Origin of the sequence: Streptosporangium sp. NPDC000239, assembly GCF_040300765.1 — a bacterium.
Classification (GTDB): Bacteria; Actinomycetota; Actinomycetes; order Streptosporangiales; family Streptosporangiaceae; genus Streptosporangium.
The window spans coordinates 83,180-108,834 of record NZ_JBEPEI010000018.1 but is presented as its reverse complement, the minus strand read 5'-3'; the positions used below and the strand labels follow the sequence as shown (position 1 = coordinate 108,834).

Sequence of the window (25,655 nt, the reverse complement as noted above, 5' to 3'; positions counted from 1 at the left end):
AACCCTTTCAGGTTCCATGATGAGCAGGCGGCTGTCATGGCTCTATCGCCGTTCTATCGCGGGTGGCTCGTCCGGGCGAGTAAGGCGCGGGATAGGGCCGCAAAGGACTTTCTCTCTACGTTCCTGCTGTCGCAGTCAGCGAGTTCAACCGAGGCGAAAGGCCGTAACCATGCCGGTCAGGAAATTGGTCATCACCACCATCGTCACCGCCGCCACCCTGCTTTATGCCGCGACCGCCGCCTGCGCCGGCCCTCTTCCGTCGGTTTCCCTGGTCGACACCCCCTGGGACTGATCTCCCACCGTGCTCGGGAGGACCGAGGCGGCGCGTTCGAGAGGCGCTTCGGAGTTCGCCGTGGACGGGGTTTTCGGAAGCGCTTTCCGTTCGACGACCGGCCGGTGCGGGCCGGACGTCACATGAAGTCCTTGCAGCGTGTCTGTTTTCCACCCGGTACGGTCACCCGCACGTCGTTCACCTTCATGTGGTTCCTGGTGGCCGTGGCGGTGGCGATCGTGCAGACGAGCTGTCCCGTGGCCAGCCGCGAGAGGTGGCCGACCGTCGGAAACGACCGCGGCTCCAGACCGGCCCGGTCCTCCGGCTTTTCCACCAGGTCGAGGTCGAGGGTCGACAACCGGCGGTCCGGTATCGCCGGAACGCCCTTGCTCCGTGGCTGGATCGTCGGTGTCAGGCGTTTCCTCATCTTCGAACCGCTCGTGTCCAGCGTGAACCCGTGGTCGCTCACCTTGACGGCCAGGCCATCGGGCAGCCGGGTGCCGAGGGAGAGTTCCCGCTCCCGATCGGTCGGCCCTCCGAGCAGCAGTTCGACGGCCTCGGAGGCCCCGAACGGAGCGTCGGGACGGCTGACCAGGATGAGATCGCCGTCCCGCACGAAGTACAGGGGAGTGCCCTGGATGAAACCACGGGCGGGTTCTCCGGCGCCGATCACTTCGCTGGGACCGATGCCGCAGGCCGTACAGGCCATGAGGAGTGCCGCGCAGATCGTGAGAAGGGGGGCTCTCATGTGCGTTTCCTCGGCAGGGTGAGGGTGAAGACGGCGCCAGGGCCGGGGGCGACGGTCAGGTCGCCGCCGTGCAGGAGGGCGTTCTCGCGGGCGATGGCCAGGCCGAGGCCGCTGCCCTCCGAGCGGGCACGGGCGGCGTCGGCCTTGTAGAAGCGTTCGAAGACGTACGGAAGGACGTCGGCGGAAAGGCCGGGGCCATGGTCGGAGACCTCGACCGTCGCGATGTCGTCGGTCGCGCGCACCCGGACGGTGACGGGCGGTTCGCCGTGCCGCAGCGCGTTGCCGACGAGGTTGGCGATGATGACGTCCACGCGGCGTGGGTCGAGGGGGACGACGATGTCCGGCGGCAGGTCCACGACGACCTCGGAGCCCCAGCCGCGTGAGCGCAGGCAGGCGGCCACGGCGGCGCCGACGTCCACGTCGTTGAGGTTGAGGACGGCGGCGCCCGCGTCGAAGCGGGAGATCTCCATCAGGTCGTCGACGAGCCTGGTGAGCCGGAAGATCTCGGCGCTCACCAGCCGGGCGGCGGTTCCGGCGTTGGGGTCGAGCCGGTCGGCTCCGGCCTCCAGGACGTCGGTGACGGCGGTCGCGGCGGCCAGCGGGGTGCGCAGTTCGTGGGAGACGTCGGCGACGAACCGCCGTGACCTGGCCTCCATCTCACGCAGCTCGCCGACGGAGTGCTCCAGCGCGGCGGCGGTCGCGTTGAACTGCCCGGCAAGCCGGGCCAGCTCGTCGCCGCCCCGCACCGGCAGGCGGGTCTCAAGCCGCCCCTCACCCAGCCGGCGGGCCGCGCGGTCCAGGTCGGCGACCGGGCGCAGCACGCCACGCGCGGCCAGCAGTCCGGCCAGCACCGCCAGCAGCACGGCGGGCAGCGTGGCGGTCTGGGCGGCGCGCAGTACGGCCGTCTCGTCGGTGGCGGTCTGCGAGAGCGATTCGACGAGATAGACGGTGATACCCGATGGTTCGCCGCCCGCGCCGAACATGACCCTGCTGCCGCCCACGAGGTACGGCACGCCTTCGTCCACCACCCGCTGCCAGACCAGTTCGTCCCGCCGCAGGACTCTCGCACGCAGTTCACCGGTGATGCGGTTGTCGGAGGGGACCTCGCCGTCCCTGACCACGTACACGTCGCGGTTGCCGACCTCCAGGTCCTCGGCCAGCTGGTCGAGGACCTCGTCGTTCGCGGGCAGTGCGACGTCACGCGAGAGCAGCAGCACCCGGTACCTGAAGTCCTTCAGCAGCCGGTTCTGCGCTCCGGCCAGCAGGTTGTTCTGCGCCTTGTAGTAGGTCAGCCCGGCGGCTCCGACCGCGCTCAGCCCGCCGACCAGCACGAACGTGATGACCAGCCGGGCCCGTAGTCCTCGCAGCCAGGTCATACCGGCCCGAAGCGGTACCCGAACCCGCGCACGGTCTGCACGTATCTCGGCTCGCCCGGCACGTCCTCGATCTTGGAACGCAGCCGTTGCACACACGCGTCGACCAGCCGTGAGTCGCCCAGGTAGTCGTGGTCCCACACCGACTCAAGCAGCTGTTGCCTGCTGAAGACCTGCCCGGGCACGGCCGACAGGTGCAGCAGCAGGCGCAGCTCCATCGGCGGCAGCGCGATCCGCCGCCCGTCCCTGTTCACGGTCAGGGAGGCGCGGTCGATGCGCAGCGTGTCGTAGGTCTCGACCGGAGAGGGCACACTCTCCGTACGGCGCAGCACCGCCCTGATCCGGGCCTCAAGCACCTGGGGTCTCACCGGTTTGATCACGTAGTCGTCCGCCCCGGCCTCAAGACCGCCGACCACGTCGAAGTCGTCGCCCCGCGCGCTGAGCATGATGATGGAGGTCGAGGTGGTCGCGCGGATGCGGCGGCAGACCTCGAACCCATCGATACCGGGCAGCATGAGGTCGAGCACCACCACGTCGGCGGCGAAGTGCGCCAGCAGCGCCAGTCCTTCCTCCCCGGACGCCGCCGACTCGACCTCGTGGTCCCTGCCCTTGAGGGCGATTGTCAGGGCGTTTCTGACGCTCGGGTCATCCTCGACCAGCAACACGCGTGCCATGCGTTCCAGTATCGACGGCCATGACTTGCGATTTGTCCGGTCTCGGAAGCTATTACACGTTCATGACATGGTGTGGACAGGTCGCTCATATGGACGGGCCAAGGTGATGGGCAGTCAACCGACCCATTGGAGAGAACCGTGTTGATCACCAAACGGCGTCTCGCCGTACTGGCCGTCCTTCCCACACTGGCGCTGAGTACGGCGTGCGGGGTACAGAGCTTCGCCAGCACGGCGAACTCCGGCGCGAAGGCCGCCACCTCCGCCGAGCCCGCCACGGCTCCCTCCGCCGCTCCGGCCACGTTGAGCTGGCACAAGGCCGCGGTGAAGTTCGCCGGATGCATGCGCGAGAACAAGATCAAGATCCCGGACCCGGCCAAGGGCCAGGACCTCGACACCAGCGCCGTGACCGACAGCACCCAGGCCCAGCTCACCGCCGCCATGAAGGCGTGCAAGGAGTGGGACTGGGTGATCCTCGGCGGCGGGCCGACGACCCCCAAGGAGGACGCCAAGTTCGCCACGTGGGCCAAGTGCCTGCGGGAGAACGGCGTCTGGCAGCCCATCGAAACGGACGAGCAGAAGCCCGCCGACTTCCAGGAGGTCAAGCCCAAGTCGGACGCCTGGGAGAAGGCCCAGAAGAAGTGCGCCCCGCTGGCCCCGCCCGCGCCGTACGAGGAGAAGTAGGGCGTGTCTCCGTCGTGAGACGGAGTCCGTGACGGCGCCGCGCGGCCAGGGGATATCAGGGGACGCGTCCTGTCCTCGCGGGGGTGGGGACAGGACGCGTGAGCCTCTGGCAGCGTCGCGAGCCGACAGACCGGGTGGTCACTCCACCCGGTCTGTCCGGTTGTCACGGCGGGCCGCGGTCACCGGTAGTGCGACGGGACGACGGGTCAGCCCCTCACTCCACTCGACCTGTTCGGCCGGTACGGCCAGGCGCAACCCCGGCCGCCGGGTCGCCAGCGCCCTGAGGGCCTCGGTGAGTTCGACCCTGGCCAGCGCGGCGGCCAGGCAGCGGTGCGGGCCGTACCCGAAGGCCAGGTGCGGATGCGGCGGCTGCGTTTCGAAGCGGTGGATGTCGAACCGTCCCGGTTCGGGAAAGGCGCGGGGGTCGTGGTTGGCGGCGTTGAGGTCGGGCATCACGACGCTCCCCGCCTTCAGCACGCCGCAGGAGAGTTCGACGTCCTCGGTCAGCCGGCGCATGAACGCGCTGGCGGGCGGCCCGTCGTAACGCAGGATCTCCTCGGCCGCGGTCGCCGCGAGCTCCGGCCGGGCGACCAGTTCGTCCCACTGCCCGCGATGGAGCATGAGACGGAAGACCCCCTTGGACACCATCGAGGCGGTGGTCTCGTGCCCCGCCGTGATCAGCGCGAACACGGTGTTGACCAGCTCACCCTCGCTCAGCCGGTCCTCCTCGTCACGGGCCTGCACGAGCAGGTCGATGAGGTCGTCACCGGGTTCGGCGCGGTGGCAGGCCACCAGTTCCCGGGCGTAGGCCATGAACTCGGTGTAGCCCTGGTACCGGGCCTGTTCGGTGGCGGTCGAGGTGGTGAGGAACATGTCCGTCCAGGCCACGAACCGGTCGTAGTCGTCATAGGGGACACCCAGCAACCGGCAGATGACCCGGCCGGGCAACCGCACCGCGAACGCCTCGACCAGGTCGAACTCCTCGCCGACCCCGTCGAGCAGCTCACCGGCGATCGCCGCGACCCACGGCCGCCACGATTCGGTACGGCGGGGCGTGAACGCTCCGTACATGATCCGCCGGTAGCGGGTGTGCTCCGGCGGGTCCTGGTTGATCAGCGCGTCGGGGTCGTCGTCGATGCCCACGCCGCTCACCAGCCGGGGCAGGCCGGGAAGGCGCAGGTTACGGCTTGAGGCCGCCGAGCCGAGCAGGGTCCGGACGTCCTCGTATCTGACGGCGACCGGCACCATGTCCCCGCTCGGCATGACGGCCGGATCGAGCGGCCCCTCCTCGTGGCGTCGCGCGTACTCGGGTGACGGGGTGCCCAGCGGCCCGGGGACGATGTCGTTCGGAATGTCGTTCGGGATGGAATCGGTGGCCATGGTGCCCCTCTCGGCTCCGGGCGCCACAGCGACGACCCTCCCGGAACGTACGCATACCACCGTTTACGGTCAATGCTTAACTTCCTCCGAAAACCGACTTTTCCTCATTTGCCGGATTAACCGGTCATTCTTTTCTGGGAGGCGGTCTGTCGGGTCCGTTGCCTAAGCTTCCCGGCCATGACCTTCACGACCCCTGACCCTCCGATCGATCTCGTCGAGAGGTTCCCCTGGATGAACGCCTACGCCAGGACGGCCGTCCGGCTTCATCCACGCCCGGGAAAGCCGACCATCCATGACAGTCACATCGGAGGGCCATTGATCTGGCCGGTCGCTGAACCGTGGCCCGCCTGTGACCGGGTCGTCCAAATACAGGTCGCGCCCTTTGGGCAGCCCGGTTGGCTGGATCGGCGCGATCACCTTCCCGAGAGCCCGGTGCCCATGGTCGGGGTCGCGCAGTTCTACGCGCGTGACATTCCCGAGATCCCTTTTCCGGAGGGCAAAGACCTGCTCCAGGTGCTGTGGTGTCCCAATGACCACGACATGGAAGACATCGTTGGACCCGCCCCACTACTGGTCTGGCGTCGAAGCGACGATCTCGTCGATGTGCTCGCGGAACCGCCCATGCGACACCACACCACCCCTGACCGCATTCTCGGTGCCCAGGCGGCCGACCTGAGCGTGGAACACTGTCTACCGCGTTCCTGCGTGCTGAGTCCCGAACGGGTCACCGAATACCCTTATCCCGAGGAACTGCCCGAAAAGCTTCAGGCGGCCCTCGACGAGTGGGACGACGGCGACTACCAGTACCTTCTGTCCATCGCGCCCGGCTGCAAGATCGGCGGGTGGGAGTCATGGCATCTCTCTGACATGTACGAGCTGCCCTGCGACGTCTGCGGGACCGAGACCGAGCCGCTCCTCAAGCTGGCCAGCAGCGAGTGGGACGCCGGCAGTGAGCCGCGATGGCGTCCTCTCGAAGAGCGCCATCTCGACCGGAGCACGTCCGAGTGCCAGGAGACCGTCGAGCCGACCACGCTCAACCTCGGTCGCTACGGAGCCCTGACCATCTTCCTGTGCCCCCGGTCCGTGGACCACGGTCACCGCCTGACCATCCAGTAGCCGCCAGATGATCACATGGGCCGCGATGAGGGAGTACACGGCGCCCGTCCACGACTCCTTCGGCATGGTCACCGTCGGTGAGGAGCCGGGCTGAACGAGCGGAAGGTTGACTTTCGCACATCATTCACGTTTATTAGCACATGTGGAGGGTTCGAATCGGCTGCTGGAGATCATCTCCTGGTTGCGTACGGCGGAGCGGGTCACGGTCGGCGAGCTGGCCGAGCGGACCGGCTGTTCGGAGATGACCATCCGCCGCGACCTCGACCAGCTCGCCGAGCAGGGGGTGTTGCGCCGGGTGCGCGGCGGCGCGGTGAGCCTGATGCTGCGCGGGGAGGCGCCGCCGTTCGCGGTGCGTGAGCGCGAGGCCGTGGACGTCAAGCGGCGGATCGCCGCCAAGATCGACGAGCTGGTTGCCGATGGGGAGTCCGTCGTGCTGGACAGCGGGACGACCGTGCTGCGCGTCGCCCGCGCGCTGGCCGGCCGGAGGATCACCGCGATGCCCCTCGACCTCCACTCGGTGAACGCGCTGAGCGGCGCGGCCGAGGTGAGACTGCTGGTGCCCGGCGGGCAGGTCCTGCCCAGGACGTCGTCGTTCACCGGGCACCTCACCGAGATGTCGCTGCGCGCCCTGCGGGTGGACACCGTGATCCTCGGGGTGTGCGGGCTTTCCGCAGGGCACGGGCTGACGGCCCACGACCTGGCCGAGGTGCCGGTCAAGCAGGCCGCGATCGCCGCGGCGCAGCGGAAGATCGCGGTGTGCGACGCCTCGAAGTTCGGCATGACCGGGCTCGGCCATGTCTGCCCGATCGGCGAGCTGGACGCGGTCGTCACGGACGACGGCGCCCCGCCGGGAGAGATCGGGAAGATCGAAGCCGCCGGGGTCGAGGTGATCCTGGTTTGACCACGACGTTTGACCATGACGTTTGACCACGACAGGGGGAACGATGGGGCAGCGCTACGAGGCGGTCGTGTTCGATCTCGGCGGGGTGGTCGTCGACTGGAACCCCCGGCATCTCTACCGCAAGCTCATCGAGGACCAGGACCGGATGGAGTGGTTCCTCACCGAGGTCTGCCACGGCCCGTGGAACGCCGAGCAGGATCGCGGCCGTCCCTTCGCCGAAGGCGTCAGGGAGGCCGTGGAACGCCATCCCGACCACCGGGAGCTGATCGAGGCCTACTGGAGCAGGTGGCCGGAGATGCTCGACGGCCTCGTCCCGGGCACGTCGGAGATCCTGGCCGAGGTCCAGCGGGCGGGGACGGCGATGTACGCGATCACGAACTGGTCGGCCGAGACGTACCCGCTGGCGGTGGACCACTATCCGGTCCTGAAGGTCTTCAGGGACATCGTCGTCTCAGGAGAGCTGAAGATGATCAAGCCGGATCCGGAGATCTACCGGTACGCGCTCGATCGTTTCGGCCTCTCTCCCGAGCGGGCGCTGTTCGTCGACGACAGCCCGGCGAACGTCAGGGGCGCCGAAGCCGTCGGCATGGGCGCGATCCTCTTCACCGACGCCGCGGCCCTGCGTGGTGAGCTGGAGCGGTACGGCCTGCTCTGAACCCCGGTGACCGGGGAACATACCCCCGAGAGCGCAAGGGGGTGCCTGATGGAGATCCTGAGGCGACCACCGACCACGAAGCTGCCCGCCGCGTGTTTCACCGGCGACGTCTGGGCGGACGTGGTCTACCGGGGCGATCACATGCGGGCCAACATGGTCCGCTTCGCCCCGGGAGCCCGTACGGCGTGGCACTCGCACGGCCTGGGCCAGACCCTGCTCATCGTCGAGGGGGTCGCGCTGATCCAGGCACGCAAGGGCGGGATCATCGAGGCCCGTCCCGGCGACGTCGTCCACACCCCGCCGGGTGAGGAACACTGGCACGGCGCGGCTCCGGACCGGTTCATGTCCCATCTCGCGCTGTGGGAGGACGACGACGTCTCCTGGCGCGAACACGTCAGCGACACCGAGTACAGCGGCCCCCGGACCGGCTCCCGGGGGTGAACGGCCTGCTCAGAGGTCCGGTGGATTCCCGCCGACCGCGTGCAGGGCGTCGATGTAGCCGTCCCCGACGTCGAACCTGGTGATGTCCGTGGTCCGGTACTTGCAACAGTCGTACCCCCAGACCGCCCGGGGGCTGATCTCCTGGAGCCGCAGGTTCTTCTGCTTCGTGACCCCGTGGGCGCGGCCGATATAACAGACGTCCGGGTCGATCTTCTCGGTGTATACGCTCACCAGGGGAAACGCCCTGGTCAGCGTGTCGATCAGACCGGTCGTCGTGTCGAGGTCGATGCCCGGCGGCGTCCGGGGACGCTCCTCACGCAGCCGGAGGGCCCGGTGGGCGACCCGCGCGGCCTTCCAGTTGGAACGTGTCGCGTGCTCGACGTCGCGGAGCCGTACGACCGAGTGGCCGTCGAGGTGGAACCCGGCGGAGATGGTGTGGAGCAGTACCCACTTGCGTCCGAGCCCGACCACGTAGGCGTCGAGCCGGTCGGCGCCGTCGATGTCGCGAATGATCCGCACAGGTTTGCCGGATTCCAGCGCGCGCCGTAGACCTTCGACTGCCTGATGTGTGGCCATGATCAAGGATTGTCGTGGTTCACGGAGCGATGTTCAGCTGGTTTTCCGTGGGGTCAGGCGCCTTCCGGGGGTGGGGTCCTGGTCATGCCCCGGGGCATCAGGAGGAAGACCTTGTGCGACAGGCGGTCCAGGGCGCCGCCCCTGCCGAAGACCAGACCCGCCGCGAAGTCCACGAACTGCCTGGCCTCGCTGTCCGGCAGCCCGGTGAGGTCCATCACCACGGGGTTGCCGGTGCGGAAGTAGTGGCCGACGTGGAGGGCCTCTTTGTAGTCCTTCGGGCACAGTTTGATCACGGAGTTGGTTTTTCCCGTGTCAGGACATGGTCAAGCCTTCACATTGCGGGGGTACGGAGTCCTCACTCCCAGGTGTCGGGCGGGTCGATGACCAGGTCCTCGACGCGTGGCAGCGGGGCCGGGTCGCCGTCGCTGGAGTAGACCTCCAGGTGGGACAGGCGCCCGTGCCTGACGAAGAGGAGAACGCCGTCGTCGCGCCCGCGCACGTAGGCGGAGGAGACCAGCTCCTTGCCCAGGGTGGGAGGCTCGTCCTCGGTGCGGAAGTCGATCGTCGCGCATCCGCACCCGCAGTTTCTGGTCACGACCACCGAGGGCACCTGTCTCCTGAGGTCTTCCGCACCGGGGAAGTCCCGGGCGAGAAGGGCCAGGATCACGGCCCGCTCATCGGCGGACAGAGGACGTTCGCTGGGCGACACATCGTCAATATATCGAACCGGCCGCATCTGACATATGCGTGATGATTTTTTGTGACCTTTCTCGCCGGGCTGAACGGCCCGTGGACGGCTTTCCCCGGGGCAGGCCGGGCGGAAAACACGAAAGTGTGTCCGTTTCGTATTTCTATGGTAACGAGACTTGTGTCACGCATTGAAACTCTGCCATGGAGCCGGCTATTTCGGGGAATGCCCGGCAGGAAAGCGGCCGGTCAGCGGATTCGCCGCAGCGTCAGCCACCAGGACGCCGCCGCGGCCACCAGGCCCAGCAGGATCGACCCGACCACCAGCCCGTACGGCAGGCCGATCGCCTGCGGGACGACGATCATGATGATGAACACGGCCATCAGCAGCTTCGCCCAGCCGTACGCGGAGGCCTGGCCCTCGTCGCGGCTGCGGATCCAGCGGGGGAGCCGGTTGGTCGCCAGCACGTACAGCCCGAGCGCTCCGGTCGCGAAGGCGAACAGCGTCGCGATCCCGGTGTGCACATTCATCAGGCCCAGCCTCCGTCACTGGTCGTCGGCATGAGAATCGGCTGCGCGGCAAGGCATACGATCTCACGATATTCGTGACATACCGGCGATGCCACAGAGTTGACTGATGATTTGCGAGATGAGGGTGCGCTAGGCCGTCTTCAGTGATTTATCGGGATGGTTGCCCATTTTCCACCCAGGCTGTGAAAGCCTTTACGGTGCTTTTCCTGGGCTTTTCTGGGTTTAAGAGCTGAAGCCGGGAAGAGGAGAACGGATCCCATGCGGAACGGTCAGCCCTGCATGAGGAACGACGTCGGCACGGAGCTGGGGTCCGGGGCCGTCGAGGGGACGTACGAGGGAACGGCGGACGGATCGGCAGGGGAGCCGTACGAAGGGGTCGCGGACGGATCAGTCGGGGCGCCGTAGGAGGGGCTGGACGAAGGGGTCGCAGAAGGGGCGGCGGAGGGGTCCGAGGCCCTGCCGCAGCCGCCGGCGGTCCGTCGTTCCTGGGCCAGCTGGTCCACGGTCTTGGTCCGGTAGTCGGTCTCCTGCTGCGCGGGAGGCGTGTACCGCCACTCGCCGCCCTCGAAGACGAAGCCGAACTCGCTCTGGTCCCCGGGTCCGGTCGCCTGCACCGTGGCGTGGTCGCCCTCGACCGCGACGCTGGAGATGGTGAACCGGCCGTCCTGGACGAGGGGCGGGCAGAGCTGGAACAGCCTGACGTAGTCCTCCCGTTTGATCACTGTCTGCGACTGGGTGCTCCACAGGTCCCAGAAGTCGCCGTAGGACCCGCTTGAGTAGGTGTCGAGCGCGAGCTGGGCGGCCTGTCGCGCCGACGACTCGGAGCGTTCGGCCCCCTGGGTGGGGAAGGTGTCCTTCGGTGTCGAGACGGGGTTGAGCACCATCACCAGCGCGATGGTCGCCGCGATGAGCACGCCGATGACCATGGTCAGGATGGCCGCGACACCCCGGCCCGTCTCGCCCCGCTGTGGCCTGCCGTACTGCGGCGGCGGGTGGGCCACGCGAAACCTCCGGGGGGCCGATGGGACCGGTATGGAACGGGCGGTACGGCACAGTCGCGACTAAATCGATCTTAACCCCCGAATTCGGAGCCACCCCAGCCGACATAATGCCCACGTGTGGCAAACGATCGGTACGGCGGCCGTCGTCTTCGCCGGGACGAACGTGGACGACATCGTCATCCTGACCGTACTGTTCCTGGCGGCGAGAGCGAAGGCCACTCCCAGGCCGTGGAAGATCGTCGCGGGGCAGTACACCGGCATCGCGGCGCTGGTGGCCGTGTCTGCCGTCGCGGCGCTCGGACTGACCGTGGTTCCGGACCGGTGGGTCGGGCTGCTGGGGCTGGTGCCGTTCGGCCTGGGGGTGCGGGGACTCCTGGCGAAGGCGGACGACGAGCGGCCGGTCGCCTCCGGGGTGGTCTCGATCGCCGGGGTGACCATCGCCAACGGCGCCGACAACATCTCGGTCTACACCCCGCTGTTCCGTACGGCCGGTACCGTGGCGAGCCTCGTCACGGTCGCGGTCTTCGCGGTGCTCGTGGCGCTCTGGTGTGTCACGGCCTCCTGGCTCGGCTCCCACGGAAGGGTCATCGACCTGGTCGACCGGTGGGGGCGGTGGCTCGTTCCCGTGATCTTCATGGTGATCGGCGTGACCATCCTGGCGGGCACGCTCTTTAGCGAATAATGCACCATTCGTCCGAATTTGCACGGCCTCGAATGGGGAATAGTTCCACATGCGAGGACATTTACGGTTCTATCGCCATAGATGGTTCAAAGTGTGGATCGCAATGATGGCGCTGTCCGCCTCCCTGATCTTCATGATGGAAATGGTCGGCAACCGCGCCGTGATGCCCGCGGCTTTCTTCTACGGCGCCGCCGCGGGCCCGGCCGCCCTCCTCCTCGCCATCCACGACCGCACCCGCATCGGCGACAGCGTGCCGGGCACCACGCTGGTGGGGATGTTCCTGTTCGGCGGGGGTGTCGCCCTGCTGCTCGGCGGCTACTTCGACGCCCTGCTCATCTCGGAGAAGGACAACCCTACGATCCTGCGCGTCGGCTGGATCGAGGAGGCGGCCAAGTTCGTCCCCCTGCTCGCGGTCGCGCTGACCGGGGCGCACCTGACCAAGCCCGCGGGCGTCGCGCTCGGCCTGTCCTGCGCGACCGGCTTCGCCATCATGGAGTCGATGTCGTACGCCTGGAAGAGCATCAGGCACGACAGCGCCGTTGAGGCGGGGATGGTGCTGTTCATGCGGGGGCTCACCACCCCGTTCAGCCACCTGGCCTGGACCGGCCTGGTCTGCGCGGTCGCCTTCGGGGTGTGGCAGACCAGGAGACGGGTCGTGCTGACCAGCGCGGTCACCGCGGCCTTCGCGGCGGCGGCCGTACTCCACTCGCTCAACGACGGCCTGCTCATCCTCGACCTGCCCGGCGGCGTCAAGCTCTTCTTCCCGGTGGTCGCCGCGGTGAGCTACTGGCTGTTCCATCGGGCGACCCGCGACCTGGAGAAGGCCACGCCGTCGGAGACGGCACCGTCCTCCGTCTAGGAGGCCCTACTCGTACGGCTCCGCGGGCGCCGGTACCCTCGCCAGCCTGGTCCCCGCCAACTCGGGGTAGATCAACCCGTTGGGCATCTTGCCGAACGTGTGCGGGACCCACGTCCCGGTGACCTCGACCCAGGTGTCCCTCGGCGGTGCCTTGATCCCCTTGACCAGGACCTTCAGCGCGAAGGCGTCCGCCGCGCAGCAGGCGATCTGCATCCGGGTGACGTACCACTCGCCCCCGCGCCTGGCCGGGACGACGAAGCCGGTCAGCCGGACGGCACGGCCGGTGAGGGACTTCTTGTCGTCGTCCCACGCCCTGCCGATGAACTCGCCGATCGGCATGTCCACGGGACCGCCCCCGGCCAGCGGAGCGAAGGCGCCGGGATCCCGCTTGGGCAGCGCGGGCGCCTGCGACCTGGCCGCGGCGAAGGAGCCGAGCGCGGGCGGCGCCACCAGGAGGATCGCGAAGACCGGCAGGCACAGCAACCACGCGACCCCGTGCCCGTGCCCATGTCCGTGATCATGTTTGCGCTTGGTGAACAGCCCCGCGACGCCCAGAACCACCAGCACGACCCCCGCCCCGACCAGGAACGGCCGGAAGCCCGGTTTGACGTAGTTCAGATAGCTCGTGGAGAACCCCGAGATCCACAACACGACGCCGCCGAGCAGCGCCAGGACGAGGCTCTGGGTCACGCGGCTCACAGCAGCACCTCTCCGAACAGGGCGCTCACCAGTACGGCGAGCGCGAACGTCACCGGGACGAACCTGACCGCGAACGCCCTGCCGAACGTGCCCGCCTGCAGGGCGATCAGCTTCAGGTCGACCATCGGCCCGACCACCAGGAAGGCCAGCTTCGCGGTCGCGGGGAACGCGGTCATCGAGGCCGCGACGAACGCGTCCGCCTCCGAGCAGATCGACAGCAGCACCGCGAGCACGGCCATCACCGGTACGGCCAGCCACGGCACCCCACCGACCGCGTCCAGCCACTCCCGGGGGACGGCGACGTTGAGCGTGGCCGCGGCCAGGGCTCCCACGACAAGGAATCCGCCCGCGTGCAGCAGGTCGTGCCGCATCGCCTCGCCGTACCTCGCGAGCCTGCCGCCCGCACCGTGTGGAGGGGAGGGAACGCGCAGCCACTCGTGACGGCCGTACCGCAACCAGAGCCAGCCGGTCAGCACCGCGACGGCCAGCGACGCGCCGAACCGGCACAGGACCATCATCGGCTGCCCGGGGAAGGCGACGGCCGTGGAGACCAGCACCACCGGGTTGATCGCCGGGGAGGCGAGCAGGAAGGCCAGCGCGGCGGCGGGCGTCACCCCCCGCGCCATCAGGCCGGACGCCACCGGCACCGAGGCGCACTCGCACCCCGGCAGCACCGCGCCCGCCAGGCCCGCGACCGGCACCGCGGCGGCAGGACGCCTCGGCAGCGCCCTGGTCCAGAAGGACGCCGGGACGAACGCGGTGATCGCCGCGGACAGCGCCACCCCGAAGACCAGGAACGGCAGCGCCTGCACGCACACGGCGACGAACACCGTCGCCCAGGTCCGCAGGGCGGGCGAGGTCAGGTGGGGAGTGAGGGTGAGCCTGCCCACGACCAACAGGACGACGACGAACGCGAACCCCCACGGCAGTCGCGACGTGCCCCGCCCCCACGAGTCAGGCGGCAGAACCCCCTCGTCATCCCAGCCACTCCGGGACCCAAACATGATCCATATCGTGTCAGATCCCTACGGTCCATCACAGCTGGGACAACAGCCACCTGGGGCCGGTCACGTCCGCGCCCAGCGCGACGACCCGCTCACGCAGCCCCCGGTCCGCGGTGACGACCAGGACGTGCTCCCACCCCGGCGCCTGCCGTACGGCCCGCACCACGGCGTCGTCACCGCTGCCGGGCGCGGAGATCATCGTGACCCCGGGAACCCCGGGGACGTCACGGGCCGCCCCCTCGACCACCACGGCGAACCTGGGGAACCACCTGGTCAGCGTGGGTGCCCTGGCGGGCAGCGCGCGCACGCCGCTGGCCGCCAGGGCGCCGACCTCGGAGACCAGCTTGGCGGTGGCCCCCGCGCGGTCACGCCACCAGCCGTGTTCGGCACGGGCGCCGACGATGTTCGCGGCGTCGAGCACGACCAGCACGGGACCGAGCGCCCGCCCGATCACCGGCCAGCTTCCCGCGAAACCGGGATGCAGCGGCCTGTCGGGGATCTCGTCGGGGGTGAGCCAGCGCAGGTCGACGCTCTCGTCGTTGGCCGGCAGGGCGTCCAGCAGCCGGGGAGTCGCGGCGATCACCGTGTGGAAGGACCAGCCGCCGTGATCGTCGACGTAGACGCCCTGGATCCGCAGGTCGTCGCCGTCCAGCCCGGCCTCCTCGCCCGCCTCCCTGAACGCGCCCGCCACGGGGTTCTCGTGACTGTCGAGCGCGCCGCCGGGCAGGCCCCACGTGCCGCCGTGATGGCTCCACCCGGCACGTTCCTGCATCAGCACACGCGGGGTGCCGGCGTCGTCATGATGCACGGCCAGCAGTCCGGCCGCGCCGTACACCCCCCAGTGCCGATGGCCGAGCGCGCACTCGACCCACCCGTCCCCGTCCTTGGCCGCCATGCCCCCATCATCGCACCGCCTCTTCCGGCCGGTTCTGATCGCGGGGCGGGCGCTCAGTTTCCGCCCGCGGAGAAGTGCTGGTAGTCCTTGATGCCCGACCAGTCGCCGCCCCAGCCCCAGCCGACCCGGGCGAAGGCCTTGACGACCCGGTCGCCGGGGTTGACCACGCCGGGGGCGTCCACCGGGCGCTTGGCGAACTTCCTGGCGTTCTTGTGCGCAACCGAGCCGTCGGCCGAGACGTAGGGGTTCTCGCGGGGGTTGATGTCCACGGCCCTGCCGTAGGCGTGCTGGGACCAGTGACTCGACCCGGTCGCCGCGCGGCAGTTGAACGCCGAGGTGTTGTTCGCGTCGATGGAGTCGAAGTCGTCGCCCTTGTAGGCGTCGACGGGCTCCATCTTGTAGATGGGCCAGCGCCAGTCGTACAGACGGCCGAAGACCTTGGTGATGGCCTCGGTCGCGTCCTTGTTCACGACCAGCTTGCCGGTGTGGGGTTTGTCGTCGAAGCCCCAGTAGGTCATCGTGATCATCCGCAGGCCGTCGAGGGGGACGGGGCAACCCGGCCGCCAGGAGTGTTTGACCTGCTCACGGGTGACCTTGGAGACCGTGGCCGAGAACTTCGGCGGGGCCGTACGGCTCGGGGTCGAGCCCGGAGCCGGGGGTGCCGTCTCCTGGACCGTCTTCTGGGCCGTCTCGTCGGCCGCGGAGGTCTGGGAGACGGGGGAACCGGAGGCGGGCCGCTGGGCGGTGGTCGTGCCGCACGCCGTCGCGAGACCGGTCGTGAGACAGGCGGTGGCCACCGCGAGCGTCGCCTGGATACTACGCATCACGAGTCGTGAGCCTCTCACTTGTCGTCGCCGCACGCCGGGCGGACCGTGGTAGTCGTCCGGCCACCTGACGTGACAAAGGGTAGCCGCCGCGCCCCACCGCCCCGTACGGTCGCCCGCGCCCTGACGTTCCTTGGCCGAGGTTTTTGGCGAAAATCCCGCGCAGGTGTTCGAAGGGGCGCTACAGTCGGTCGCACCGGATCGAACACGGGTTCGGGCGGTGTCTGCCCAGATGGGGGTGTGTCATGGCGATGCTCGCGGTGCCCGAGACACCCCATGTCCCCGCGACGCACCCCTGCGCACGGCCTCGTGCGACACGCCGTAGCCCTTTCTACGGAAATCTACCTCGGCCGCTATATCCCGTCATAAAGTCCGAGACCGTGGACCCCGTGCGCAACCCGTACGCCCCCGGCGCGGGGCAGCGCCCTCCCGAGCTCGCCGGGCGTGACCGAGAGCTGCAGCAGTTCGAGATCGTCCTGGAGCGGGTGGCCCGCGGTCGTCCCGAGCGCAGCATGGTCATCACCGGCCTGCGCGGCGTCGGCAAGACCGTCCTGCTGAACACCTTCAAGTCCATGGCCATGCAGCGGCTGTGGGGCACGGGAAAGATCGAGGCCAGGCCCGACCAGTCGATCCGGCGCCCGGTCGCCGCCGCGCTGCACCTGGCCATCCGTGAGCTCGCCCCCCGGCACCGCGCGCCGGAGCGCATCGAGGAGTTCCTCGGCGTGCTCAAGGCCTTCGCGATGCGCGACCCGAGCGCGGCCAAGGGCACCTCGCACTGGTCGCCGGGCATCGACGTGCCCGCGAGCCGGGGCCGCGCCGACTCGGGCGACCTGGAGATCGACCTCACCGAGCTGTTCGTCGACGCCGCCGGGGTCGCCACCGACCTGGGGGTCGGCATCGCCCTGTTCATCGACGAGATGCAGGACGTGCAGGCGCCGGACGTCTCCGCGCTCTGCGCAGCCTGTCACGAGCTGTCCCAGAGCGGCGGCCCGCTGATCGTGGTCGGCGCGGGCCTGCCGCACCTGCCCGGCGTGCTGTCGGCCAGCAAGAGCTACTCCGAGCGGCTGTTCCGCTACGCCAGGATCGACCGGCTCGACCGAGAGGCGGCCGACCTGGCGCTCATCGCCCCCGCCGAGAGCGAGGGGGTCGAGTTCACCCAGGAGGCCCTCGACGCCCTCTACGAGGCGGCCGACGGCTACCCCTACTTCGTCCAGGCCTACGGCAAGGTGGCCTGGGACCTGGCGCTGAGCAGCCCGATCACCGCCGACGACATCAAGGTCTCCGCGCCCGAGGCGGAGGAGGAGCTGGCGGTCGGCTTCTTCGGCAGCCGATACGAGCGGGCGACACCCGCCGAGCGTGACTACATGCACGCGATGGCCGCCATCGGGGACGAGCCGGTGGCCACCGCGGAGGTCGCCGAGGGGCTGGGCCGTAAGCCCTCAAGCCTCTCCCCGGCCCGTGACAGCCTGATCAAGAAGGGCCTGATCTACAGCGCCGAGCGCGGATTCATCGCGTTCACGGTGCCACACTTCGGAAAGTTCCTGCGTTCCCAGCCCGTTTGAACACATGTTCGATATAGTGATGTCACGGTCTACACGGGGCCCTAGCCCTCTATACGGCTCTCTAGTGGGGAAGCTAGAGAGCCGTATAGAGCTGTATGGAACCGCTAGAAAGATCTAGAGCTCTCTAGCGTCCAGCCGATACGGGCATAGATTCCAGCAGAGACATCTCCTCGACCGGCTGTCCGTCGAAGCCGACCATCGCCACCCGCACCGCCGGGTGCCGCCCGCTCAGATAGACCGCGAAGACCACCTCGACCGGCTCACCCGTGTGACCGCGCCCCTCGTAGACGAAGAACCGCCAGCACAGCTCACGCCAGCTGTCCACGGGCTCGGTGCTCGACAGCAGCTTCACGTGTGAGCGCCAGGTCGCGCTCGCCCGCAGCCGGCCGAGGGCGTGCGCGGGGTCGAGCGGGCGCTGCTCACACGGCGCGCGATACCGCAGCCGCGCCGCCGCCTCCTCGATCTCCGGCGAGAGTACGGCGAGCACCAGCAGCCCGCCCAGGGCGGCGACCGCCTGCGTCCAGTTCATACCGGACAACAGCGCCCAGCCCGGAATCCGCGGCGTCCAGACCAGCCCGAGGGACATGGCGGTCAGCACCATGGTGCGCCCCAGCGAGCGCAGCCCGACCGGCACCGCGCTGACCTCGCCGAAACAGCCGCACCCCACGTCCGGACGGCGCCGCCGCAGCTCCCACAGCACGTAGGTCGACACGGCGAAGAACGCGGCCGTACCCCAGCGGAACACCGGATGACCCGTCGTCACCAGCCCGGCGACCAGGACCACCTCACCGGCCGCGCAGCCGAGCATGGCGGGCGCACGCCAGCGGTCGGCCACCAGCACCGCGGGACCGAGCCTGCTCAGCACGCCCGGCTCCGCCTCGCCTCTGGCCGTCCACACCTTGGCGAGCGCTCCCGCGACGAGCAGCGCGCTCAGCACCGGAAGCTGCGCGGCGGCGATCATCGTCAGCATCTGTGTCACCCCAATCCGACCCGGGCGTTGAAACACCCCTTGGTCAGCTCCCCGCCGAGCTCCACGAAGGAGACCGGCGACAGTTCCACGATCCGGCCACGGGGAGAGGTGCCGCATTCCAGGCAGCGGTCGCAGAACCGGCCCGCCAGGCAGCCGCAGGCCACGATCGGAAGCACCGAGGTCCGCCCGGCGCACACGTTGCGCACGCTGAGCGCGGAACCCAGCGCGAGGTACGGCAGCGCCGTACAGGACACGCCGGCGTCCTGGCAGTCGCTGTCGGCGTGTTCCAGCATGGGATAGGCCACGCCCCGCTCACCCCAGTCGAAGGTGTCGGACCAGGTCGAGGTGCCCGAGATACGGGCCTGCGCGCCGTACCCGGGAGGCGGTTTCGGCACGGAGGTCCACCGGTAGGGCGGCTGGGAGGTCGCGGGCAGACGGGCGTGGGCGACACCGTCCTCGCGGATTCCGATGGCGTCGAACAGGTAGCCGGGCTCGAACTGCGGGTGCCGTACCCGCAGGCGTCCCGAGGCGCCGTAGGGGATGACGATCGTGCGCCGCCCCCGGTGGGGCCCGCAGTACAGCTCGACCGTGAGGTCCCTGCGGCCGCTGCCGACGGACTGGATCACGCCGGTGATGCGGGTGATGTCGGCCCAGATCCGGTCGACGACCCGGCCGCCCTGCAGGGCCCTGACGATCACGTGGGCACCGACCGGCAGGTCGGCGGGGGAGACGTTCTCACCGCGCCATGCGGTCGCCCACGGCGCGATGACGAGCCGCTCCTCCTCCCCCTCGGGGGTCTCCACGACGATCAGGTGCGGGCTCACGTCCAGGATCTCGCCGGTGATCGAACGCAGGGGCTCCCCCTCCTCCGAGTCGGCCTCGGGGTCCGGCTCCCGCTCGTCGGGGGAGCCGGGGGAGTCGAGGGATCTGCCAAGCACGGCGGCGGCCAGCACGCGGCGGCGGTCGGCGCTGCGATACGGCATCGTCACTCCCATGTTTCGCGAAGGTCTCCCGGTCAGCGTCACACGCTCACGGGAGTCTCGCCGTTCGCTTCGGCCAATAATCCTGTCGGTGGGGTGGCGGGGTAGCAAAATTCCCCCTCCCGGTGGAACGGGTCATTCCCCGTTCTAGGGCAAACCAGTACCTGACTCCGACTTGGGACACCTCTGCCTGGGGGAGGCGTTCTTTGCTGTTGACGGGACGAAATATAGGTTCCGGTTCAGCCGGTTTAGGGGCTCTGGCTGCGATTCTGGCCACGAGGCACACCTGACCACAGGCTGGTGATCGCGGTGAGCGGCGGAATCCATGAGGAGTTCCGCGAGTACGTCGTTGCTCGCGGTCCGACACTGCTGCGCGCGGCCCGTCAGCTCACCGGGCATCCCAGTGACGCCGAGGACCTGCTCCAGGCCGCCCTGTTCAAGACCTATCTGGCCTGGGGCCGCATCCACGACCGCGCGGCGCTCGACGCCTACGTGCGCCGGGCGATGGTCAACATCAACATCTCCTGGTGGCGGCGGCGCAAGCTGGAGGAGTATCCCGCCGAGGAGATCCCCGAGCCCGTCCTCGTCAGCGGCTCGGGCCATCTGCCCGAGCAGGTCGAACAGGCCCTCGACCGGCTGCCGACCAGGATGCGGACCGCCGTCGTGCTGCGCTACTACGAGGACATGACCGAGCCGGAGATCGCCAGGGCGCTGGGCATCAGCGTCGGCACCGTCAAGAGCACGGTCTCCAGGGCGATGGCGCGGCTACGCGGCGATCTCACGGTTCCTGAGCAGCGACAGCCGCAGCCCCAGCGCTAGACTCCCCGGACTCCGCCCCGGCCGTCGCGCACGGCCGTACGGCGTCGCGGATCGTCCGCAGCATGTCGAGGAAGACATCGAGCTGCTCGGGGGGGAGCAGGCCGGTGAACCACTCCTCGATGTCCGCCAGGTGCCGGGGGAGCACCGCGGTGAGCCGGTCCGTGCCCGCCTGGGTGATCACGGCGTAGGAGGCCCTGCGGTCGGTCGCGCACGCCTGCCGTGCGACCAGTCCCTCACGTTCCAGCCTGTCCACGACCCGGGTCACCCCACTGGTGGACAGGCTGGTCTGTGCGGCCAGGTCGCTCATGCGCAGGCGCCTGCCCGGGGAACGTGCCAACCGGATGAGGGTCTCGAAGTCGATGTCCGAGAGCCCCGCCTCGGCGAAGGAGGTGTGGGTCTTCGCCAGCAGGCCGCCGAAGGCTTCCGCGAACAGGCCCATGGCCGTTAACCGGGAGTCGTCAAAGGAGGTCACCGTTCCACTTTAACCGATGATGGTTGACGTGGGGAATATTCCTCATGTAGAAATCTGTTGACGCAAACATCCGCACTGCAAGCACCTCTTCAGGAGTAGTCATGACCACTCGGACCTGGGAGAACCTTCAGCTCCCCGCCGCGGGTACCTTCAACCTCGACGCCGCCCACACCCGGATCGGCTTCATGGTCAAGCACATGATGGTGAGCAAGGTCCGCGGTCACTTCGACCAGTTCGCCGGAAGCGTCACCGTCGCCGAGAACCCCCTTGAGTCCTCCGCCGAGCTGACGATCAAGGCCGAGAGCATCAGCACCGGCGTCGCCGACCGCGACGGCCACCTGCGTGGCGACGACTTCCTCGCCGCCGAGAAGTTCCCCGAGATCACCTTCCGCAGCACGCGCGTGGTCGGCCACTCCGGCGACGAGTTCACCGTCCTCGGTGACCTCACCATCCGCGACGTCACCAAGCCGGTCGAGCTCACCGTCGAGTACGGCGGCGCGGGCACCAACCCCTGGGGCCAGTCCGTGTGGGGCTTCTCCATCACGACCGAGATCGACCGCGAGGAGTTCGGCCTGACCTGGAACCAGACCCTGGAGACCGGTGGCGTCCTGGTCGGAAAGAAGATCAAGATCGAGATCGAGGGCGAGGCCAACCCCGCCGCCTGACGATCGTCATGGGAGGGTCGATGGGCCCGCGTGGTGTCGTGGTCCTCGCCGCCTGCCCGGCGTCGTGACCTTCGTCGCCCGATAGTCGTCGTCCACAGGTTCCCTCCCGGCGTTCGGGATTCGTTGTCCACAGGCTCCTTTCCGGTGTTCGGGAGGGAGCCTGTGGATTTTCCGGTGAGATCACTCCTGTGGCCTTTGGGTACGGCTGGGCTTGGGGTCCGGCGCCCGCCTGTGTGGTCGGGGCAGTACCCTCCGGCTTTCCCGGGAAGTTGATATTCCGTCAGGTGGTACCGGACGTCTCGTCTGGCGGGAATCCCCAGACTCACAGCCGTGTCTGCCTGCGAGAATCGCTGATCGTCCACAGGTGTGCACAAAGTTATCCACAGGAGTGGATAACCGGTACACGCCTCCCCGACACGGCGTCTGCGGGAACCGCTTTGCTGCCTCGCCTGATGGCCGGTACTCTATGCTGAGCCACTCGGCAACCAGGAGGCTTCGCCTAGTCAGGTCTATGGCGCCGCACTGCTAATGCGGTTTGGGTTTACCGCCCATCCGGGGTTCAAATCCCCGAGCCTCCGCAGAAGAAAGGCCCTCTCCCCGGCAACGGGGGGAGGGCCTTTCTGATCTCCGGAGGCGTCGTGGTCGCGCCACCACAGGCGGCGCGGTGCGAGGGACGCGGCGGGACGGCCCCCTCCAAGACCAGGGGCCTGTCCTACCGGGTCTGGCCGCAGAGCAACGCCTTACGGATCCGCCACCGCCAGGTCTCACGCACCTCCGGCACCGTTGAAATGGTGTGTACGGCGAACGAACGCCTGTCCACCGGCATGGCACAGCTCCACCGGGTACCAAGCGCGGCGGCGCGAGTGCCGCGCGTTGGCCTGGGGTGCCCGCGTCGATGCCAGGCTCATCCTGAACCTCGTGTCGGTAGGCCCCATAGTGGCGTTGACGCCTGCGTTCGAAGTAGCCGATGCCCATCATGCACGCCCCGGCGAAGACGGTTACGCAGAGGCAGAAGAGCAAGGTGGCCGACGTGAAAGCGTGTTCCCATCCCGTTGCGGCACCGATCAACAAGATGATGCCCAGGAAGCCGCAGACAACGGCGGCGGCGATCAGCCCGAGGCGCGCAGGATGGGCCGCTGAGAACCGCTGACCGCGATGCGGCTTGGCGGCACCGCCCAATGACGCGTCTACTCGCCAGAACCAGTCCGTAAGCACCTTCAACGTGCGCATGGAGAGACCCTTTCATGCCGCCGACGGGCTACCACCGATCGTCTACGAACACCAGATGGCCGCCGCCCGAGGGGCTACCACGGCGAGACGTCAGCAGCTCGTCGCCGCATAGAAAAGTCTCCACGGTTTCAGGGGATTGCCACGGAGACATCAACGGACTATCGCGGCATCGCGTTCAGCACCTCGCGGTGTGGCCACTCATTGGTGATTACCTGGCCCAGCAGTTCATGGGGGGTCTCCACGATGTACGGCACATGTTCCGGATCCTTCACGGTGGCATGTGCGGGAGCGGCCAAAAGCTCTGCGCCCCAAGGCTCGACGGCATTGGCGATGAAGCCGGTCAGCTCTAGATCGGCGTACTCCGGCGCTGTCCACACCTCATAGGCGGTCCGCAGGTCTGATGGGTGCACGGCGAGCCAGAGGGCGAAGGTGGCCGAGAACCCGTGCGAAAGCTTGACCGGCAAGAGGCATCGGACGAACGCCCCCACTCCCTCGACCGCCATCATGACGTCGTTGCCCCACCTGCGAGCTTCGAGATCGGCAGGATCAAGGTCCAACACGGGATCGGGTAGCCGAAAGCGTATCTGGCGATCACGTTCATCGAGCGGAGACCCGCATGCGCACACCCCTCCGGAGGAGGAGCCGTCCCGTTCGGTCATATCCGAACCCTTCCATAGTTCGTCCATACTCTTGCTTTCGATGATCATGGAGGCTTCGTCTGTTTGTCGGCGGAGCCTCTGTCGCGTGCCTGGTTGCGCGGAATGACAGAGCAAGCAGGAAGAAGGTGATCGGCCAGCCTTCTGGGAGCCATCCGGGCGGACGATCACGAACCGAGTCGGACGGATCTGAATGGCGGGAGTTCGACGAGCAGTACAGCGAACGGCTCTGAACGATCCCGGAGATCGTTCGGGATCTACTGATCACAAGGTTCATGCAGGAGCCAGCAGCCACCGGGCGAAGCAGCTCTCTTCGTCTAGCTGGGTGCACCAGCGCACCTTGAACGCGAACGTTGTATACGTCGTCGTTATCAGAAGACCTGGATCGGCCCCGTGCGGCGGTCGCCCGTTTACTGATGGCACCGGTCCTGGCCGGGCGGGCACCAGGCGTTGCGAGTGTGGCCCGGTACCGTCGCACGCGGCGCTGAACAAGGCGATCTCGCCGCTGTGCACGATGAGCGGGGCACCGTCTTCATCGTCGGTGTCCGGGTAGCCGAGGGCCTGTGTCAACGTACGTGGGTAGTCAGGACTGGATGCCTGCACGACGGCGATACCGCCATCCTCTGCCTGAAAGACCTCCATCCAGCTGTCGTCACCGACGACTCCGTCCGCGCCGACGAGAGCCGCCTGGCCGGCTCCAACCGGGATGCTGGTGTCCTCCGGGCCGAGATCCACGATGTCGTCGTATTGGTCGTCGCTGAACCCACGCCACGCGTCGCGCAGTGAGGCATCGACGGCGAGAAACGGATCGCCGTTCGTCCAGAGCCGGCCAGTGTGTACCCACGGTCCTCGCATTGGTCCATTGTGGATGGAAGCTCGGCGAAAGCCGCACGGAGATGACATGGGCTTCTTGGGGCTCGTGCAATATGCGTGAAATGATCTTGATGGTGTGGTGGCCAAACAAGAGGCGCCACGGGTCAGGGGCATTGCATGGACGGGAACGGTCACGAGCTGTAAAACCGTCGGTACTCCCACTCTAGGAGTCACCCGGGAGGCCGCTGGCTCGGACGACTCCGAACCGAGCCGGGGCCACATTGAGGGCACGAACGGGCGTGTTCCATTTCTGGTGTGGCACGAACGCGGCGGTCGCCCTCGTCGCCTGTTCCTGCGTTTCTCGGCCGCTGAGGGGTGGACATCGCTCGTGAAGGCTGCGGTCGCGTGGCCGAGGATCATCGGGGATGATCTTGATGGAAACGTCGGCGGCGAGCGGCATCGTGGCCGCACCAGGTCGCGACCCCTCGCAGGGTGATCAGGCCTGGGCGGTGCCCCGCCTGCCGGGTTGCGACCCTTTTCTAGGGCGATGAGGACGCAACCCGGTGGCGTAGATGCTTGCGTTCGCCTAGTTGCGAACCCTCGCAAGGGTGATAAGGACCTCAGACGCCACCCTGGTGCTGCTGGCCCCCGTCGACATGTCACGAACCCTCAGGGGTGATGAGAATAAGGCCGGGCCACGAGGGGTGGTTGATCGCGAGCCCTCTCAGGCTGCTGAGCCACCAGTCTGCTCTCACGACGCCGACGGCCGCAAGCTACGACGGGGATGCTTTGTTGGGAAAAGCCAGCGGATCAGCGGGCCGTTAACGGCGTTGGGGCGGTAGTTCGCCCACCGGTGCGGCGGTGTGCGTTCCGCCGCTCGTGCAGCGCCACACGGCGATCTCGTTCTCCAACTCGGCGAGCAGGCACCGATCGTGCACCGGACAGGCGGGCCACATCTTCCACGTCGCCTCCACGACCACGTCCTGGGTGGCGTCGGCCACAGACTGGAGCACCTGTTGGGCGTCCCCGCCGGGCCCGAGGCCGCTGCCGTGGCAGATGCCCCGGAACTCCACCCGTGCCAGACCCATGGCGTCCCGGTCGGGGACGACCATCCGAAGCGTCCCGGTGATCCCCGCGGCGCGGACGTCGCGCTCCACGACCTTCAGCGCCTCCTCCAGCGGCACCAGCAGGTCCGGTTCCAGGGCGAAGGTCGGCGCGAAGCCGATGTCGTCGAGGAAGGCCTTGCCCAGCCGAGCCAGGTCGGCGTCCGTCAGCTCGGCGGCGGGGCGTTCGAGGAGCTCCCGGGTGACGGAAGTGGGCACGTCCCACCCCTGCCGGTCCGCAGGGCGCGCTGGCTCCGCCGGTTCGCGACGGTAGGGACGTCCCTACCGTCGCGGACCGGTCCGCCTCCTCCCTTACTGTCTCCCTGGCGGGATCGTTCGCCGAGGTCTGCCCTCCTAGCGTTGTGACCAGCGCCGACGTGGCGCGAG

The 25,655-nt window shown here is 68.4% G+C and carries 29 protein-coding genes and 1 tRNA gene; 11 read left to right on the top strand and 19 right to left on the bottom strand.

Annotated features, from left to right (window positions below):
• Nucleotides 1–410: 410 nt before the first annotated feature.
• From ABT340_RS33330 to ABT340_RS33320, 3 genes are read right to left on the bottom strand one after another with little or no spacing between them, the layout of a single operon-like run.
• Nucleotides 411–1,019, bottom strand: coding sequence for a hypothetical protein (locus tag ABT340_RS33330; RefSeq protein WP_352014860.1), 609 nt, complete (start codon nucleotides 1,017–1,019; stop codon nucleotides 411–413).
• On the bottom strand, nucleotides 1,016–2,395 hold the full coding sequence (locus tag ABT340_RS33325) for an ATP-binding protein (protein ID WP_352014859.1): 1,380 nt from the start codon (nucleotides 2,393–2,395) through the stop codon (nucleotides 1,016–1,018). Before ABT340_RS33325 ends, ABT340_RS33330 begins: the two co-directional genes overlap by 4 nt.
• On the bottom strand, nucleotides 2,392–3,066 hold the full coding sequence (locus ABT340_RS33320) for a response regulator (RefSeq protein WP_352014858.1): 675 nt from the start codon (nucleotides 3,064–3,066) through the stop codon (nucleotides 2,392–2,394). The genes ABT340_RS33325 and ABT340_RS33320 overlap by 4 nt, the downstream gene beginning before the upstream one ends.
• Before the next feature lie 138 nt (nucleotides 3,067–3,204).
• On the opposite strand from ABT340_RS33320, the gene ABT340_RS33315 reads away from it, so the two are divergent.
• A complete protein-coding gene (locus ABT340_RS33315; RefSeq protein WP_352014857.1) occupies nucleotides 3,205–3,747 on the top strand; it encodes a hypothetical protein in 543 nt (180 codons plus the stop codon).
• Between the two features lie 138 nt (nucleotides 3,748–3,885).
• Here the strand turns inward: ABT340_RS33315 and ABT340_RS33310 are convergent, their stop codons facing one another.
• Nucleotides 3,886–5,127, bottom strand: coding sequence for a cytochrome P450 (locus ABT340_RS33310; RefSeq protein WP_352014856.1), 1,242 nt, complete (start codon nucleotides 5,125–5,127; stop codon nucleotides 3,886–3,888).
• Nucleotides 5,128–5,304: 177 nt separating this feature from the next.
• On the opposite strand from ABT340_RS33310, the gene ABT340_RS33305 reads away from it, so the two are divergent.
• The 4 genes from ABT340_RS33305 (at nucleotide 5,305) to ABT340_RS33290 (ending at nucleotide 8,240) form a co-directional block, all read left to right on the top strand.
• Nucleotides 5,305–6,243, top strand: coding sequence for a hypothetical protein (locus ABT340_RS33305; protein ID WP_352014855.1), 939 nt, complete (start codon nucleotides 5,305–5,307; stop codon nucleotides 6,241–6,243).
• 142 nt (nucleotides 6,244–6,385) lie between these two features.
• Entirely contained in the window at nucleotides 6,386–7,144 is a 759-nt protein-coding gene (locus tag ABT340_RS33300; RefSeq protein ID WP_352014854.1) for a DeoR/GlpR family DNA-binding transcription regulator, read from the top strand.
• A gap of 43 nt (nucleotides 7,145–7,187) precedes the next feature.
• The gene (locus tag ABT340_RS33295; protein ID WP_352014853.1) at nucleotides 7,188–7,799 is read left to right on the top strand and encodes an HAD family hydrolase; all 612 of its coding nucleotides are present in this window, start codon (nucleotides 7,188–7,190) and stop codon (nucleotides 7,797–7,799) included.
• 48 nt (nucleotides 7,800–7,847) lie between these two features.
• Nucleotides 7,848–8,240, top strand: a complete 393-nt coding sequence (locus tag ABT340_RS33290; RefSeq protein ID WP_352014852.1) for a (R)-mandelonitrile lyase — start codon at nucleotides 7,848–7,850, stop codon at nucleotides 8,238–8,240.
• A 9-nt stretch (nucleotides 8,241–8,249) separates the two neighbouring features.
• Here ABT340_RS33290 and ABT340_RS33285 read toward each other — a convergent pair whose 3' ends face one another.
• The 5 genes from ABT340_RS33285 to ABT340_RS33265 all read right to left on the bottom strand — a co-directional run bounded on the left by ABT340_RS33285 (nucleotide 8,250) and on the right by ABT340_RS33265 (nucleotide 11,035).
• Nucleotides 8,250–8,816: a hypothetical protein gene (locus ABT340_RS33285; RefSeq protein ID WP_352014851.1), complete on the bottom strand. Its 567-nt coding sequence runs from the start codon at nucleotides 8,814–8,816 to the stop codon at nucleotides 8,250–8,252.
• A 53-nt stretch (nucleotides 8,817–8,869) separates the two neighbouring features.
• Complete coding sequence (locus ABT340_RS33280) at nucleotides 8,870–9,109, bottom strand: cell division protein SepF (RefSeq protein ID WP_352014850.1); 240 nt, start codon at nucleotides 9,107–9,109, stop codon at nucleotides 8,870–8,872.
• A 62-nt stretch (nucleotides 9,110–9,171) separates the two neighbouring features.
• Nucleotides 9,172–9,525, bottom strand: a complete 354-nt coding sequence (locus ABT340_RS33275) for a hypothetical protein (RefSeq protein ID WP_352014849.1) — start codon at nucleotides 9,523–9,525, stop codon at nucleotides 9,172–9,174.
• A 227-nt stretch (nucleotides 9,526–9,752) separates the two neighbouring features.
• Nucleotides 9,753–10,034 carry a hypothetical protein gene (locus ABT340_RS33270; RefSeq protein ID WP_352014848.1) on the bottom strand — a complete coding sequence of 94 codons (282 nt, stop codon included), beginning with the start codon at nucleotides 10,032–10,034 and terminating at the stop codon, nucleotides 9,753–9,755.
• A 269-nt stretch (nucleotides 10,035–10,303) separates the two neighbouring features.
• Complete coding sequence (locus ABT340_RS33265; protein WP_352014847.1) at nucleotides 10,304–11,035, bottom strand: hypothetical protein; 732 nt, start codon at nucleotides 11,033–11,035, stop codon at nucleotides 10,304–10,306.
• A 115-nt stretch (nucleotides 11,036–11,150) separates the two neighbouring features.
• On the opposite strand from ABT340_RS33265, the gene ABT340_RS33260 reads away from it, so the two are divergent.
• Nucleotides 11,151–11,717, top strand: coding sequence for a cadmium resistance transporter (locus ABT340_RS33260; RefSeq protein WP_352014846.1), 567 nt, complete (start codon nucleotides 11,151–11,153; stop codon nucleotides 11,715–11,717).
• 91 nt (nucleotides 11,718–11,808) lie between these two features.
• The gene (locus tag ABT340_RS33255) at nucleotides 11,809–12,576 is read left to right on the top strand and encodes a PrsW family glutamic-type intramembrane protease (RefSeq protein WP_352014845.1); all 768 of its coding nucleotides are present in this window, start codon (nucleotides 11,809–11,811) and stop codon (nucleotides 12,574–12,576) included.
• A 6-nt stretch (nucleotides 12,577–12,582) separates the two neighbouring features.
• On the opposite strand, the gene ABT340_RS33250 is transcribed toward ABT340_RS33255, so the two are convergent.
• From ABT340_RS33250 to ABT340_RS33235, 4 genes are read right to left on the bottom strand one after another with little or no spacing between them, the layout of a single operon-like run.
• Complete coding sequence (locus ABT340_RS33250; RefSeq protein ID WP_352014844.1) at nucleotides 12,583–13,275, bottom strand: TIGR03943 family putative permease subunit; 693 nt, start codon at nucleotides 13,273–13,275, stop codon at nucleotides 12,583–12,585.
• On the bottom strand, nucleotides 13,272–14,279 hold the full coding sequence (locus ABT340_RS33245; RefSeq protein WP_352014843.1) for a permease: 1,008 nt from the start codon (nucleotides 14,277–14,279) through the stop codon (nucleotides 13,272–13,274). The genes ABT340_RS33250 and ABT340_RS33245 overlap by 4 nt, the downstream gene beginning before the upstream one ends.
• Nucleotides 14,280–14,310: 31 nt before the next feature.
• Nucleotides 14,311–15,174, bottom strand: a complete 864-nt coding sequence (locus ABT340_RS33240; protein ID WP_352014842.1) for an NUDIX hydrolase — start codon at nucleotides 15,172–15,174, stop codon at nucleotides 14,311–14,313.
• 53 nt (nucleotides 15,175–15,227) lie between these two features.
• Complete coding sequence (locus tag ABT340_RS33235; RefSeq protein ID WP_352014924.1) at nucleotides 15,228–15,998, bottom strand: M15 family metallopeptidase; 771 nt, start codon at nucleotides 15,996–15,998, stop codon at nucleotides 15,228–15,230.
• A gap of 380 nt (nucleotides 15,999–16,378) precedes the next feature.
• Here ABT340_RS33235 and ABT340_RS33230 point away from each other — a divergent pair, with 380 nt between their 5' ends.
• Nucleotides 16,379–17,560: a DUF8462 domain-containing protein gene (locus tag ABT340_RS33230; protein ID WP_352014841.1), complete on the top strand. Its 1,182-nt coding sequence runs from the start codon at nucleotides 16,379–16,381 to the stop codon at nucleotides 17,558–17,560.
• Nucleotides 17,561–17,684: 124 nt separating this feature from the next.
• Here ABT340_RS33230 and ABT340_RS33225 read toward each other — a convergent pair whose 3' ends face one another.
• Both ABT340_RS33225 and ABT340_RS33220 read right to left on the bottom strand, forming a co-directional pair.
• A complete protein-coding gene (locus ABT340_RS33225; RefSeq protein WP_352014840.1) occupies nucleotides 17,685–18,530 on the bottom strand; it encodes a MauE/DoxX family redox-associated membrane protein in 846 nt (281 codons plus the stop codon).
• A 5-nt stretch (nucleotides 18,531–18,535) separates the two neighbouring features.
• Nucleotides 18,536–19,513 carry a hypothetical protein gene (locus tag ABT340_RS33220; RefSeq protein WP_352014839.1) on the bottom strand — a complete coding sequence of 326 codons (978 nt, stop codon included), beginning with the start codon at nucleotides 19,511–19,513 and terminating at the stop codon, nucleotides 18,536–18,538.
• A gap of 306 nt (nucleotides 19,514–19,819) precedes the next feature.
• On the opposite strand from ABT340_RS33220, the gene ABT340_RS33215 reads away from it, so the two are divergent.
• Nucleotides 19,820–20,329, top strand: a complete 510-nt coding sequence (locus ABT340_RS33215) for a SigE family RNA polymerase sigma factor (protein WP_352014838.1) — start codon at nucleotides 19,820–19,822, stop codon at nucleotides 20,327–20,329.
• Here ABT340_RS33215 and ABT340_RS33210 read toward each other — a convergent pair.
• A complete protein-coding gene (locus ABT340_RS33210; protein WP_352014837.1) occupies nucleotides 20,289–20,801 on the bottom strand; it encodes a MarR family winged helix-turn-helix transcriptional regulator in 513 nt (170 codons plus the stop codon). The genes ABT340_RS33215 and ABT340_RS33210 overlap by 41 nt on opposite strands.
• 101 nt (nucleotides 20,802–20,902) lie before the next feature.
• Between ABT340_RS33210 and ABT340_RS33205 the strand changes: the two genes are divergently transcribed.
• Both ABT340_RS33205 and ABT340_RS33200 read left to right on the top strand, forming a co-directional pair.
• Nucleotides 20,903–21,466: a YceI family protein gene (locus ABT340_RS33205; protein WP_352014836.1), complete on the top strand. Its 564-nt coding sequence runs from the start codon at nucleotides 20,903–20,905 to the stop codon at nucleotides 21,464–21,466.
• Nucleotides 21,467–21,954: 488 nt separating this feature from the next.
• Nucleotides 21,955–22,044: transfer RNA gene (locus ABT340_RS33200), tRNA-Ser, on the top strand.
• Between the two features lie 810 nt (nucleotides 22,045–22,854).
• On the opposite strand, the gene ABT340_RS33195 is transcribed toward ABT340_RS33200, so the two are convergent.
• From ABT340_RS33195 to ABT340_RS33185, 3 genes are all read right to left on the bottom strand, one after another.
• Nucleotides 22,855–23,403: a DUF2199 domain-containing protein gene (locus ABT340_RS33195; RefSeq protein ID WP_352014835.1), complete on the bottom strand. Its 549-nt coding sequence runs from the start codon at nucleotides 23,401–23,403 to the stop codon at nucleotides 22,855–22,857.
• Nucleotides 23,404–23,625: 222 nt separating this feature from the next.
• Complete coding sequence (locus ABT340_RS33190) at nucleotides 23,626–24,207, bottom strand: hypothetical protein (RefSeq protein WP_352014834.1); 582 nt, start codon at nucleotides 24,205–24,207, stop codon at nucleotides 23,626–23,628.
• Nucleotides 24,208–24,986: 779 nt separating this feature from the next.
• Complete coding sequence (locus ABT340_RS33185) at nucleotides 24,987–25,487, bottom strand: hypothetical protein (protein WP_352014833.1); 501 nt, start codon at nucleotides 25,485–25,487, stop codon at nucleotides 24,987–24,989.
• Nucleotides 25,488–25,655 lie beyond the last annotated feature (168 nt).

Coding starts and splice junctions, on each gene's coding strand:
- ABT340_RS33285 (WP_352014851.1), bottom strand. CDS start 8,816: ATGGCCACACATCAGGCAGTCGAAGGTCTACGGCGCGCGCTGGAATCC.
- ABT340_RS33195 (WP_352014835.1), bottom strand. CDS start 23,403: ATGATCATCGAAAGCAAGAGTATGGACGAACTATGGAAGGGTTCGGAT.
- ABT340_RS33235 (WP_352014924.1), bottom strand. CDS start 15,998: ATGCGTAGTATCCAGGCGACGCTCGCGGTGGCCACCGCCTGTCTCACG.
- ABT340_RS33225 (WP_352014840.1), bottom strand. CDS start 18,530: ATGCTGACGATGATCGCCGCCGCGCAGCTTCCGGTGCTGAGCGCGCTG.
- ABT340_RS33245 (WP_352014843.1), bottom strand. CDS start 14,279: ATGTTTGGGTCCCGGAGTGGCTGGGATGACGAGGGGGTTCTGCCGCCT.
- ABT340_RS33305 (WP_352014855.1), top strand. CDS start 5,305: ATGACCTTCACGACCCCTGACCCTCCGATCGATCTCGTCGAGAGGTTC.
- ABT340_RS33220 (WP_352014839.1), bottom strand. CDS start 19,513: ATGCCGTATCGCAGCGCCGACCGCCGCCGCGTGCTGGCCGCCGCCGTG.
- ABT340_RS33205 (WP_352014836.1), top strand. CDS start 20,903: ATGACCACTCGGACCTGGGAGAACCTTCAGCTCCCCGCCGCGGGTACC.
- ABT340_RS33240 (WP_352014842.1), bottom strand. CDS start 15,174: ATGGCGGCCAAGGACGGGGACGGGTGGGTCGAGTGCGCGCTCGGCCAT.
- ABT340_RS33290 (WP_352014852.1), top strand. CDS start 7,848: ATGGAGATCCTGAGGCGACCACCGACCACGAAGCTGCCCGCCGCGTGT.
- ABT340_RS33320 (WP_352014858.1), bottom strand. CDS start 3,066: ATGGCACGCGTGTTGCTGGTCGAGGATGACCCGAGCGTCAGAAACGCC.
- ABT340_RS33190 (WP_352014834.1), bottom strand. CDS start 24,207: ATGCGAGGACCGTGGGTACACACTGGCCGGCTCTGGACGAACGGCGAT.
- ABT340_RS33330 (WP_352014860.1), bottom strand. CDS start 1,019: ATGAGAGCCCCCCTTCTCACGATCTGCGCGGCACTCCTCATGGCCTGT.
- ABT340_RS33270 (WP_352014848.1), bottom strand. CDS start 10,034: ATGAATGTGCACACCGGGATCGCGACGCTGTTCGCCTTCGCGACCGGA.
- ABT340_RS33325 (WP_352014859.1), bottom strand. CDS start 2,395: ATGACCTGGCTGCGAGGACTACGGGCCCGGCTGGTCATCACGTTCGTG.
- ABT340_RS33295 (WP_352014853.1), top strand. CDS start 7,188: ATGGGGCAGCGCTACGAGGCGGTCGTGTTCGATCTCGGCGGGGTGGTC.
- ABT340_RS33310 (WP_352014856.1), bottom strand. CDS start 5,127: ATGGCCACCGATTCCATCCCGAACGACATTCCGAACGACATCGTCCCC.